The sequence below is a fragment of the Bremerella cremea genome (assembly GCF_039541315.1).
GTDB classification, from domain to species: Bacteria; Planctomycetota; Planctomycetia; order Pirellulales; family Pirellulaceae; genus Bremerella; species Bremerella cremea.
This window is the reverse complement of sequence record NZ_BAABFZ010000003.1, coordinates 2187017-2199372: the sequence shown is the minus strand read 5'-3', so window position 1 is coordinate 2199372 and position 12356 is coordinate 2187017. Positions and strand designations below refer to the sequence as shown.

At 56.9% G+C, this 12356-nt stretch carries 11 protein-coding genes; 6 read left to right on the top strand and 5 right to left on the bottom strand.

Features of this window, described 5'->3' with window-relative positions; all coding sequences use genetic code 11:
* Positions 1–6: 6 nt before the first annotated feature.
* Complete coding sequence (locus ABD890_RS11115) at positions 7–1005, top strand: endonuclease/exonuclease/phosphatase family protein (RefSeq protein WP_345088778.1); 999 nt, start codon at positions 7–9, stop codon at positions 1003–1005.
* A gap of 111 nt (positions 1006–1116) precedes the next feature.
* On the opposite strand, the gene ABD890_RS11110 is transcribed toward ABD890_RS11115, so the two are convergent.
* A complete protein-coding gene (locus ABD890_RS11110) occupies positions 1117–1455 on the bottom strand; it encodes a four-helix bundle copper-binding protein (RefSeq protein ID WP_345088775.1) in 339 nt (112 codons plus the stop codon).
* A gap of 182 nt (positions 1456–1637) precedes the next feature.
* Here ABD890_RS11110 and ABD890_RS11105 point away from each other — a divergent pair, with 182 nt between their 5' ends.
* Positions 1638–2339 (top strand): hypothetical protein, encoded by a 702-nt coding sequence (locus ABD890_RS11105; protein ID WP_345088773.1) that lies wholly within the window; start codon positions 1638–1640, stop codon positions 2337–2339.
* 3 nt (positions 2340–2342) lie between these two features.
* Here ABD890_RS11105 and ABD890_RS11100 read toward each other — a convergent pair whose 3' ends face one another.
* Positions 2343–3320 (bottom strand): HEAT repeat domain-containing protein, encoded by a 978-nt coding sequence (locus ABD890_RS11100; RefSeq protein ID WP_345088771.1) that lies wholly within the window; start codon positions 3318–3320, stop codon positions 2343–2345.
* Positions 3321–3435: 115 nt separating this feature from the next.
* On the opposite strand from ABD890_RS11100, the gene ABD890_RS11095 reads away from it, so the two are divergent.
* On the top strand, positions 3436–4578 hold the full coding sequence (locus ABD890_RS11095) for a formylglycine-generating enzyme family protein (protein WP_345088769.1): 1143 nt from the start codon (positions 3436–3438) through the stop codon (positions 4576–4578).
* Between the two features lie 29 nt (positions 4579–4607).
* On the opposite strand, the gene ABD890_RS11090 is transcribed toward ABD890_RS11095, so the two are convergent.
* On the bottom strand, positions 4608–5885 hold the full coding sequence (locus tag ABD890_RS11090) for a glycosyltransferase (RefSeq protein WP_345088767.1): 1278 nt from the start codon (positions 5883–5885) through the stop codon (positions 4608–4610).
* Between the two features lie 19 nt (positions 5886–5904).
* Positions 5905–6720: a 3'-5' exonuclease gene (locus ABD890_RS11085; RefSeq protein WP_345088765.1), complete on the bottom strand. Its 816-nt coding sequence runs from the start codon at positions 6718–6720 to the stop codon at positions 5905–5907.
* Between the two features lie 192 nt (positions 6721–6912).
* Here ABD890_RS11085 and pepT point away from each other — a divergent pair, with 192 nt between their 5' ends.
* The gene (pepT, locus tag ABD890_RS11080) at positions 6913–8160 is read left to right on the top strand and encodes a peptidase T (RefSeq protein ID WP_345088763.1); all 1248 of its coding nucleotides are present in this window, start codon (positions 6913–6915) and stop codon (positions 8158–8160) included.
* A gap of 188 nt (positions 8161–8348) precedes the next feature.
* The gene (locus tag ABD890_RS11075; RefSeq protein ID WP_345088761.1) at positions 8349–9248 is read left to right on the top strand and encodes a glycosyltransferase family 2 protein; all 900 of its coding nucleotides are present in this window, start codon (positions 8349–8351) and stop codon (positions 9246–9248) included.
* A gap of 126 nt (positions 9249–9374) precedes the next feature.
* Here the strand turns inward: ABD890_RS11075 and ABD890_RS11070 are convergent, their stop codons facing one another.
* Positions 9375–10481, bottom strand: a complete 1107-nt coding sequence (locus ABD890_RS11070) for a hypothetical protein (protein WP_345088759.1) — start codon at positions 10479–10481, stop codon at positions 9375–9377.
* A 518-nt stretch (positions 10482–10999) separates the two neighbouring features.
* Between ABD890_RS11070 and ABD890_RS11065 the strand changes: the two genes are divergently transcribed.
* Positions 11000–12322: a flavin-containing monooxygenase gene (locus tag ABD890_RS11065; RefSeq protein ID WP_345088757.1), complete on the top strand. Its 1323-nt coding sequence runs from the start codon at positions 11000–11002 to the stop codon at positions 12320–12322.
* Positions 12323–12356 lie beyond the last annotated feature (34 nt).

Genomic DNA, 12356 nt, shown 5'->3' with positions numbered 1-12356 from the left:
TTGGCGGTGAGACGGACAAGTGCCTTGCTGTTGGCAGTGATCGCTGGTGCCGGCGCTTGGTTCTTTTTTCAGAACTATCGCATCGAAGGGTTCGACAACCTGGTGGTCGTTCCGCGCGGTGCTGCGCCTGCCGCTACGACTCCGACCTCGACCAATAATCCGACTGCCGTGCCGGCCATGGCCCGTAAGCAGGACACCATTCGGATCGCCTCGTTCAATATCCAGGTCTTTGGGACCGCCAAACTTCAAAAACCGGAAGTCGCCAGCCGGCTGGTTCAAATCATTCGTCAATTCGACGTGGTCGCCATCCAAGAGATCCGGGCGAGCGATCAAGGCTTGATCCCGAACTTCATCGAGATGATCAACGCCACCGGACGGCATTACGACTATGTGATTGGTCCACGTCTGGGCCGGACCCAAAGCAAAGAGCAGTTCGCCTACATCTTCGATACCGCCAGCCTCCAGGTCGATCGATCTCAGGTCTATACCGTGGAAGATCCCCTCGATGTGCTCCATCGCGAACCGCTGGTGGCCTGGTTCCGTGTCCGAGGCCCTGATCCGAGTCAGGCGTTTACCTTTTCGCTGGTGAACGTGCACGTCGATCCGGATGAAGTCGCCCAAGAGATGGACGTGATGGACGATGTCTTCCGCGCGGTCCGCGATGATCCACGTGGCGAAGACGACGTGATTCTGCTCGGCGACTTTAACGCCAACGAATCGCAGATTGGTCAGCTCGCAACGATCCCGGGAATTACCTGGGCGATCAGCGGAACGACAACCAACACGCGTGGGACAGCGTTGTACGACAACATCTTCATGCAGCGTCACGCAACGACCGAATACACCGGACGGAGCGGACTATTTGACTTTCTGCGAGAATACAATCTGACGCTGGCCGAAGGTTTAGAGATTTCGGACCATCTACCGATCTGGGCCGAGTTCAGCATCTATGAAGGAGGCGCCCCGCAGGGACCTCTGACGAACATTCCGGCAAACGTCCGCTAATGCTAAGCGATGCGGAGAAGTGAATACCCACCCCGCAATCCCCAAGTTCTCTGGCCGATTCTTGAGGATCGGGGGCGGAGATGACCAACGTGCGAGTTGGACATTCAATCCTTATGCAGCGACCGATGCCATCTCGTCACATGCATCGGCACAGCGACGGCAGCAATCGGCACATTCCTGACAGTGATTCATCTTATGCTTCGCGCACTCGCGGGCACATGCCTTGCAGATGTCGGCGCATACATGGCAGATCTCGCTGGAAAACTGCGAACCGCGACTGAGGAACACTGCCGCATCCCAACAAATTTGGGCACAGTCGCGGTCGGTGCGGATGCAGTCAGCCATCTTGGAGGGATTGGGCTCACTGAGGCAGGCGTCCGAGCAATGCTCGCAGGCCTGGGCACATTCGATACAAAGGCGGATACATTCGGCATATTTGCTAGTCGACATAGTCGTTTTCCTCCTTCGTGTTCAGAAATAGGAAGTTCAAAGCCAGCCGATAACGATACCGTCGCAACCTCTATGCCATTGAATAGGAAAACATTGACAACGAAATGTTTGTAGTGGTTGTAACAACGGGCGATGATGGATGCTCGGAATCAATCGAACGTTTGGTTTGCCAAAGGATGCCGATGATGAGATTTCGGATCGGATTGCGGACACTTTTGGTCGTGATAGGAATCTTGGCCGCAGGTTGTGGATGGTATGCCGCCAACGTTCGTGCTTGTGCCGCCGAGCAGGCCGCACTGAATCGCATCAAGTCCGGTTTGCGTGGTACGTATCTATTGGTGGATCGTCGCGGGACCATTGATCTCAGTGAATACTGGTATGATGTGATCGTTCGAACGGATCCGGCACCTGGTATGCAGATTCCCGACCGGATGTCGAAATGGCTGGGGCGGACTCGTTCGTCGGACGACGGAGAACTGGCACTCTTTCGCCGGGTTCACTCCATTGAATTAGGTAGTCAGGCAGATCCAGAGCTTATCGAGCATCTCGAATCGTTTCGTTGTCTGAAGTCGATTCATTTGAGTCTTAATTTTTTCGACGGGGTGGATAAGCCGGCGGAGGCTCGCGAGCGAATTGCGGCGGTCGAGGAAGCCGCTCGGCAATTCGTGACTCGACATCCCGAAGTCGAATTGATTCTTCCGGGGGAATTCGAAGAGTTCATTCCGCTCGTCACGCCGGAGGATCAGGCCGCGTTGGCTGCTGAGGATATTCACGAGCTTTACCCGGATTCATTCACCACAGAAGACCCGTTCGATCCCAATGCACTCTCGGGATCCGACGATTCGTTTCAGTCGATATGGGTTGAAGATCCGTTCGCTCCGTAGCGACTACTGCCCGTTCCATTCCTCCCGGAAGACGCGTAGCAGTGGTTCGCTGTCGACTTGCTGTACGGCCTCTTCCACGCGTTGGCGCAGATCTTCCGTTGCTCCGTGCAGTCGCAAAGCTTTCACCGCATCGCTGGCCGTACGGAGATCCCGCGGGTGAATCAGCGACAGCAGAAATGACTGCGATTCGGTCGATCGCAACAGACCGATACAAAGCAAAATGCTTTCGCGTGCCGCGAGTTCCGGGCGACGACCCCACGCCGTTCGCAATCTCTCGAACGCTCCCGACAGTTGCGATTCGCCAATCGCCAGGGCGGTTTGAACGCAGATGTCCGCGTCGCCATCAAGCAGGAAGGGCTGCAGAAAGTCGTAAGCGTCGGTCTTCTCGATCTTGAGCAGCGATGAACAACACTCGCCCATGACGTCTGCTTCGTCGTCACCTACCAACAGTTTCAGCCGCAAGAGCGGAGCCCCTTCCAGCACCCCGAGAACGCCGATCGCTTGAACCGCTCCGTAACGAGCCGCCGGCCAGGGATCGACCAGCAGCACCGCGCAGCGATTCAATACCTCCGCCGTCGGTGCGAAGTGCGTCAGACCGATGGCACAAAGTCCCCGCAGTTCGGCAGCCGCGTCGACCTCGCCGCCGTACAGCGGTTCGATTTGTTCAAAGGCAATGCCATCGCGAAAGAGGTCGATGTCGGCGAACTCTAAATGAGCCAACGCTTTGATCACGGCCGTTTTGCCAAGACAGCCGGGGTCTTTTTTGAGCGGGTTTCGCTTCAACCGCCAGTACGCTTTGACGAGCGATTCGATTGCGTCCCGATCGTTCGCATCGACAATCAACTCGGCGGCTCGCTTCACGACTTGATTCGAGGCATTCCCTAACGCGGCCCGCACTTCACGACGGGCCTCTGGCTGATCGAGTCGATCTTCCAGCAGTCGCAACTGGCGTAGTTGATTGCCGACGATGTCGTCGTTCATGGATTCTCGCAAAAGGGGAGGGCACGCGGATGCAAGTTTGTTTGACCAGGGGTTTCCCCAGGCGATATCGTAAAGGCTTGTTTGTTCGCCGGAAACCATTGGCGGTCGAAGCACCATGAATCGCGTTACGTTCTCGACACTCTTATTGCTGCTGCTTGTCGAAACGGTGCGTGCCGAGACCGTGGGAGTCCAAGCGGAACGCCCTGAGAAGGGACCCTGCGTTGCCATCGAAGGTGGGTACATGGTGCCCTACGAGATCGCGTTGCCGACATCGAACTCAGTCATCACGATGATTCCGGTTCCTGGCGGCACGGTAAGACTCGGAAGTCCAAGATCGGAATTTGGACATACACCGGCAGAATGGCCTGAGGTCGAAGTCAGGGTGGCTCCTTTCTGGATCGCGGAAACCGAAACGACTTGGGGGCAATACGGAGCCTTTCAAGATCTGGAACGTCAGTTTCGGGATCAAGGTTTCGATCGCGATCTGCTCGAGAAGCTGAGCGTGCAGGCCATCACTTCGCCCACCATGATCTACGACCCATCGCTCGTCTATGTGCATGGTACCGACGAACGGCTACCAGCGACGATGCTGACGAACTTCGCGGCCCGGCAATATACCAAGTGGATCAGCCGGTTGACCCAGCATACCTATCGCCTACCAAGTGAGGCAGAGTGGGAGTACGCCGCCGCAGCCGGGGCTGAAACGGCGTATCATTTCGGAGACGATCCACAGCAGTTGGCCGACTACGGCTGGTTTGTCGACAACTCCGACGAGTCGCCACACTTCGTCAAGCAGAAGAAACCGAACGCATTCGGGCTGTACGACATGCATGGCAATGTGTGGGAATGGGTGCTCGATCAATATTCGAGCGAAGGCTATCAGCGTTTAGCAGGCCAACGACCGACGGCGCTTCAGTCGGTATTGTGGCCCACGCAAATCGATCCCTTGATGCGGAAGGGGGGAAGCTGGGATGATGGTGCGGCGCTTTGTCGTCTGGCGGCGAAGCTAGGGAGCGACGACGAAGGATGGAAGTCGGAAGACCCAATGTTTACCCTCAGCCCACACTGGTATACCGACTATCCCGGTGATTGCATCGGGTTCCGCGTGATGCGGCCACTTCGAGACGTACCACCGATCGAAGCGGCGAAATACTATCTGCCTGACATTCCGCAACTCAAGCAGGACGTGGAAGATCAGCTTGAGGAGCGTCGGGCGGTGCAAGGCTTCGTCGAGCCAGATCTTTCCGCCGTGAAGTAACCCCGGAATCTACCTCGGTTGCGAAGCGTTCACCGCACCGGCTCAGGGTGTTGCTGATTGGTAATCGGTTGCCTGGTGCGGAATGCTTGTTCGATCAGATCGGCCGCCAGTCCTAGGCCATCGCGCGAGGCGATGTCGGCTTGAAACTGGTCAGCTTTCTGTTGAAACTTCGGATCGTTTCGCAGCCGATCGAGCTCTGCGCGAAGCCGCTTGGTCGTTACCTTCTGCACCGGAATCACGCGGCCGCTGCCATGGTACTCGACGCGTTTGGCGACGCCTGGCTGATCGTTGGTGACCGGTAAACAAAGCATCGGCACGCCATACGCCAGGCATTCCAGCGTGGTGTTCATGCCGGCGTGCGTGATCACCAGGCTCGCTTTTTCCAGCAGGCGTAACTGCGGAGCTTTCTCGACGAGCAAGATATTCGCCGGAATGTTGCCTGGCACATCGACCTCGCCGCCACCTTTGCTCAGCACTAGCTGCACCGGCAAATCTTTCACCGCATCGATGATCGCGCGAAAGACATGCGGCACCGCGTTCTGGAGGGTTCCCATCGACGCATAGATGAGTGGTCGCCCGTCGAGCCAATCCCACGGGAAGTCGATCGCCTGATCATCCCGGGCCGCGCGATGCCATGGTCCGGTGAAGTGTAAATGCTGGGGGTAGGCGGTCCGGGGATACTCGAAGAAGGGAGGCTGTTGCGACAGGTGAACCAGGGCCGGGTCGCCACCTCGAATGAGCTTTAGCGGATCGACGCCAACCTTGCGTTCCCCAGCCAAAAGACGATACGCCATGAGCACCGCATGCTTGGCCATTTGATTGCGGACACGCCCGAACCAGTCGGTGCGATAATCCCACGCCAATGGAGGTGGTGGAATCAGCGGATCCCAGTAAACGGCCAAGGCATTGCAGGCGACGGCATAGGGAATCGCCAAACGCTCGGCTTCCACAGCACATGCGGGGGCGACTTGATCGATCACTAGCCCATCGAACGAATGAGCTTTTAATGCTTCTGGTAAGTAGCGGCGAACGAGCGTCGATTGAATGCCAAACAGTTTTCCGGTCAGCAGCATTCCCTGGGTGCCGGTGACTTTGCCCAGCGCACAAAACGAGGCTTCGAGTTGGTCTGAAAATTCGTCTTCAGGACCAAGGGCATGAAAAGGGAGGCCGGCGCGGCGGACGATTGGTTCCGCCATGCGGCACCCGAGAAAGATCACGTCGTGACCGCGGGCTTGAAGTTCGCTGCCGAGCGTCGTCAGCGGGTTCAGGTGCCCTGGCACTTCGGGACAGTGCAGGCCAATCTTCATGCTGCCAACCGATGCCGTCTTATTCCCATGGATTTTCCCAGTCGCCCCAGCCATCGAGATAAGTTTGATAGATGGGAGTCTCGGCGGTTCGCAGTTCCAGCCAATGCTTGGTCTGGTGGATCAGTTCCTGCTCGCGCTCCAGTGTGATCTTCCCCAGCAGCACGCAGCAGCGGAGGAACACGAAGTAGGTGTCGAGCACGTCGCAGCGGCAATATTCGTTGATCTCTTCCAGCTGGCCTTCGTGGTAGAGGTCTTGGACCATCCAACCTTCGATTTCCATCTTCCCAGGCTTCCCCAGCAAGTTGGCCGCAAGATTCAAACCGCCCGTGAATCGGCTGGCACCGTAGTTGGTCAGAATGTCGTACAGATCGAAGTGAGCTTCGTTGTTGTAGCGATAACGAGACTGCTCGAAGTTCTTGGCGTTCAGATTGAACCAATCTGGTACGCTCAAGCCGAAACGGAACGCGGCCAGCTCCATCAGTGGGATGTCGAACGATCGCCCATTGAACGTCACGAACGTTGGCCGGCGATACGCTTTCCAGCCCCGCCAGAAGTGTTCGGTAATGACCGGCGGGCGGAAGGCAGGGGCGTCGAGCACCACCTGGTCGATCAGGTTCAGTTCGATGTCGAGCTTGGCGATCGCCACCGAGACCGGCACCTGGTAGGTGTAGGGGATAAAATCGCTTCCCTTTTCTTCTAGCAGCTCCGCCCGAAACCGATTGACCGCCTCTTGTGGCGGGAGCCCTTCGTCGGGGTATTTCAATCGCGATACCAAGTTGCCATCGGCGACGGATTCGACATCGAACACGAGGTACCGAACGGCGGCTTCCGACATTGGCTTTGCTTTCCTAGAGAAGTCGAGAGAAATCGGTGACAGGCAGTGGCTTGCCAGGCTGCGCCTGCGATTAGATCTCTACAGGCTAACACAACCCACGGTGGGAAACGACGGGAGAACGCCGGAGGGTGTTGGATTCAGATCGGTTTCACTAAGCTGATAGAAACTGATATGCCCTCGCAAGGATTTACTATGAGTCGCGAACGCCTGCTGGAACGCTTTTTGAAATATGTTCAGATCGACACCACCGCCGGAGTGCCTGGCGCCAAATATCCAAGCTCAGACGGGCAACTCGTCCTGGGGAAACTGCTGGCCGAAGAGATGCAGGCGATGGGGATCAGCGACGCCCAGCAAGACGAGTTCGGTATCGTTTACGGGACCGTGCCCGGTTCGGTGACCGATTGCCCGGTGGTCGCGCTCAACTCGCATGTCGATACTTCGCCTGAAACGACCGGTGCCAACGTCAAACCGCAGGTCATCTCCAACTATGCCGGTGGCGATATCGCCTTGCCTGGCGATGCGACCCGCGTGATCACGCTGCAAGAGAACCCGGAGCTGAAGGACCTGCATGGCTGCACTTTGATTACGACCGACGGCACGACACTGCTTGGCGGCGACGACAAGGCAGGCGTGGCGGTCATCATGGAAGTCGCCCAGCGGATCCTGGAAGGGAAGGGGCCGGCCGCGACCGGACCACTGAAGATATTGTTTACCTGCGACGAAGAAATCGGCCATGGTGTCGACCACGTCGATCTGGCGAAACTGGGTGCCGATGTCTGCTACACGTTGGATGGTCCCGGAGCGAACGAGCTGAACGCCGAAACGTTCTCGGCCGACGGTGCCACCGTCACGATTCGCGGCATCAACATTCATCCTTCGATCGCCAAGGGGCGGATGGTGAATGCCCTGCGTGCGGCATCGATCTTCATTGCCTTGCTGCCCAGTGATCGGATGTCGCCGGAAACGACCGAAGAGCGCGAAGGCTTCATCCATCCGGTCACCATCAGCGGTGGCGTGGGGGAAGCGACCATCCAGTTGATTCTGCGAAGCTTCGAGACCGAAGAGCTGACCACCCAGGCCGAGACGCTGCGTGACATCGCCCAGCGAGTCGAAGCCAAATTTCCTGGTTGCAGTGTTACCGTTGCTATCACGCCACAGTATCGAAATCTACGTGATGGCTTGGACAAAGAGCCCCGCGCCGTGCCGATCGCCGAGAAGGCTCACGAGGCTCTCGGACGCACGGTGAAGAAGAGTGTCATCCGAGGTGGCACCGACGGCTCTCAGTTGACCGCTCTGGGGCTTCCGACGCCCAACTTGTCTACCGGACAGCACAACCCTCACTCGCCGCTGGAGTGGGCCTGTCTGGACGAAATGGAGCAAGCGGTCGAGCTGCTTTTGAAGATGCTCGAGCTGTGGTCGCAGGAGAAAAAGAGCACGTAACAGGGCCGCTAGCATTGCCATCAGTGCTTTCTATAGCCAGCAGCAGCGTCGGTTTTGAGGCAAAACAGGTAAACTTGTGACCACCTTCGTTCCGAATATTTCCAACGTGAGCCCGGCCGACCTAGCCCTTACCGAGCGTGATTTGGCATTCCCCTGAATGTAAGGCCGCGGCAGAAGGATGATAATCTGTGCTGAACGTCTCTATCGTCATCCCGAGTGTGGATAACGCTCGTCAACTGGAAACGACCCTGGTATCGCTGCTGGAGAACCGTCCGAGCGATTGCGAGATCGTCGTGCCCCATTCCGGTTACTACGATGACCCCTACAACATTGCTGATGAAGTCCGCCTGATTGAAGTTCCGGCCGCCAAGAGCGAGCTAGAGCTGCTGGCGGTGGCATGGTCGATGTGTCAGGCCCCGATCGTCCACACCTTGGGTGCTGGTGCGACGGTGGAAGCTGGCTGGCTCGACGATGCTTTAGCCAAGTTCCATCGCCCTGAAGTCATGGCCGTTAGCCCGGTGGTGCACTTCAACGACGGGAGCCAACCGATTGGCGGTCTGCGGACCGACGAGTTCGGGATTCGCTCGGCGACCAACGGCGAAGGCTTGCTGGCACCAATGCGACAAGCGGCGTTCTACCGCTATTCGCTGTTGGCGGCACTGGGGGGCTTCCCGACACGCTTGGAAGAATACGCGGACTTGGACATTGGTCTGTGGATCGCCCAGGCTGGTGGTTCGTGCGAGCTGGCAACGCAGTCGCAAATCGAACTGAACGTGGCCAACGATCTAAGCCGCGTCACGGCCGATCGGATCCGGCTGGCCAAGACCTTGCAGCTTCGCCACCAAGAGTGGTTCGCTTCGCGTGGGACCAATGCCGGCAAGCTGGGCTGGTTGTCGCGTAGCGTCGGGAGCGGATCGCTGTCGACGATGGTTTCGGCTTTGACGGCCAAGGCAGATAGTCGCGCGGCGCTCCATCGCCTGCCCGATCTGGAGGACGTCCGAGCGGTAGTGGAAGGTCGGAACCAGACCTTTCGCTTCGACCCCCGACACGACAACCCAACCACGACGCCGCATCGTAACGCCGCCTAAGCCTTTGCGTCGGCCTGACGAATGATGCCAGGTCGTGGCTCCGGTTGAAACAATTCAAGAACAAAAAAAGGTCCGAAGCGAATTCGCTGCGGACCTTTTTGTTGTTTGGGATAAGCCGGGTGTCGATTAAACGCCAGCGGCTTCGATTTCGTCGGCGGTCGCGTCGTCTTCTTCCGTCTTACTGGCATAGAACAAGTCGCGAGTCGCGGTCAGCAGTTGGAAGGCTTCGGCTTCGCCTGGCTTCTCTTCGATCTTCTTGCAGAGCGTATCGAGCAGGGCACGACCTTCTGGCCAGCGAACGGCCATGATCTTCTGGCAGTCTTCCAGAAGCTGGTAGATGCGAGCACGAGTCACACCCAGGTTACGAGCCTGCATGCGAACGCTTTGCGGAGCCGATTCGATCCCCAGACGGCCTGCGGCCAGATCGTAAACGGTTTGACCGGCGTCGGTCATGATTTGTTGCAGCAGTGGGCGCGTCAGGCGATCCATGACGTCGCTGCGGCTGATCGGGGTTTCGCTGACCAGACGATCGAGGCTCCACGATTCCAGAACGGGAACCATCTTCGGGCGAAGCATGATCGACAGGTGAGGCTGGCCCTGAGCGAGGTCAAGCGTTTCGTGCACGCGATAGAACACTTCCAGCACCACGCGAACACGCTTTTCGCCATGCGTCTTCAAGCGGCGGATCTCAGCCAGGCTGTGACCCATGTAGAATTCCAGCGGCGTGTTCCAGATGACCGTTGGCAAGTCGGTCAGGGTTGGAGCGAGACGGCCGAGGCGTTCGTTGCCCAGATTGTGGCGACGAACCGTTTCACGCCAGCGAAGCCACAGCACTTCCGATACGAGGGAAGGATCGAAGTTACCGTCGGCATCCAGCGGGCTCTTGGTCGAGAAGTTGTCTTCGGCGGGAACTTCACGAGCAGCGGCCTGCGAGGGCTCGAAACCGGCGTCTTCTTTGGTGGCTCGATTGAGCAGGGTTACCAGCGAGCTGATCTTCTTCTGTCCGATGCCAGGCGTGGCCGAGAGTTCTTCAAACGGCGTGGCCAGCAGATCGCCAATGGTGCGGCCAAGGAAGGCCAGCGGCAGACGGCGATCGTTAGGAAGGGCCCAGTAAGCCAATGGCTTATCCAGACGATCCGAATATTTCTTTTCTTCAAGGAGCCGCCGCTTAACTTCGTCAAAGCTGTTAATCAGCTGGAAGTCTTCAGCAGAGGTGATCTTGTTAAAACGCATGTGAAATAGCCTCTTCAAAATTTTTCCAACAACTTGGGTCTAGTTGGGGCGGCGTAATGGGGGCTGCCGAAGCTTATCGTTTCCGAAGATGTTCCGACTTCCTTCTAGAAGCGATATCGCGTGAAATTTTATAGTACCTTTCACGGGATACATTTCGCTACCTAAAAAGCAAATTATGTTCGGTTTTCATAAAAAGACCACAATTTTTAGGTGCGGCATCCCGCGATCTGATACGGTAACCTCAGAAAGCATAGCTTATAAGCGTAACTCTCTGCAAGTAAATTGGTTACACGGTCGTGGTTCGTTTTTGAAAAAATAATTAATTCTAGTTTGAAACACCGCGTACGCGATTGTGTTCCTGTAAAATATCTACAATGGCCGGGAAGGTTGATCTGGTTAAACAGCGATCACCTTTTTTTAAGGCAAAACTTATTTGAATTCTCAACTGCCTAATGGCATAAAAAATTGCGCAGGGAAGCGGTTTCCCGCAGGTCTGGAATTTTCGATACAATTGGCCCATGGAATTCAGGTCTGACCTTCAAGTACTTGTGATCGGTGCTGGACCCTCCGGATTGGTGTCTCTTAAGACATTACGCCAGATGGGCATCGATGCCGTTGCGATCGATCGCAACCCAAATGTGGGTGGCAATTGGGACATCACGTCGCCGCACAGCAGCGTCTACGAGTCGACGCACCTGATCTCGTCCAAGGGGATGACTCAGTTCAGTGACTTCCCAATGCCGGAAAGCTTCCCTGAGTACCCATGCCATCACGAAGTGCTGGCATATCTACGTTTTTACGCAGAGCGTTTTGATTTGGATCGTTTTGTTCGCATAAAAACTTCCATTGTTTCTCTAAAAAAGCAGGAGACTCACTGGGAAGCAGAACTTGCGAGGGGGGATGGATCCTCAAACACGAAGGAAAAATTCGCCGCGGTCGTCATTGCGAACGGTCATCACGCCCAACCGCTGATGCCAGATCTTCCCGGAAACTTCACGGGAGAATTGATCCACGCCCACGATTACAAGCATCATCGCCAGCTCGAAGGGAAGCGTGTGCTGGTGGTCGGCGCGGGGAACAGCGGCTGCGACATTGCGGTCGAAGCGGCCATTCATGGAAAGCAGGCCGCGATCAGCATGCGGCGTGGCTACCATTTCTTCCCCAAGTTTATCCGGGGAAAACCAGCCGATGTGGTGGGCGATCGATTGCGACGTTGGCCCATCCCACGTTCGCTACAGAAGCGTGTCGCCCAGTTGGCGGTCGATTGGACCATCGGCAAGCCGCAGAGATACGGCTTGCCGGCGCCCGATCATAAGCTGTTTGAAACGCATCCGATCATCAACTCGCAGCTTCCTTACTATGCCGGACACGGCAAGCTGGGCGTCTTCCCCGACATTCGCCGGCTCGATGGCGAGATGGTCGAGTTCACCGACGGCCGCCGCGAAGCTTTCGATCTGATTGTCTGTGCGACCGGCTATCAGCTTGTCTTCCCGTTCGCGTCGCCTGACTTGTTGAACGTGCAGAACGGTGTGCCGCGGTTCTTTCTGCATGCCTTCCATCCGCACGACGATTCCCTGTTTGTGGCGGGGATGATTCAGCCCAATAGTGGGCAGTGGCCGCTGACCGATCTTCAGGCCCAGATGATCGCTCGCTTTCTGAAGAGCTGGCGTGATAAGACCCCTGGGGCGGATTGGTTCCGTCAGCAGAAGCAGGGGCATGGTATTGGGATCCCGTCAAGGAATCATTTCCTGGCCACCGCGCGGCATCGCTTGGAAGTCGACTACTTCGAGTATCGAAAGATCCTGACCGATCTGATCCGTAAGTTCGATCGCGTTTCGTAGCGGCGCATAAAAAAGCCAGGACGCTCGGTCCTGG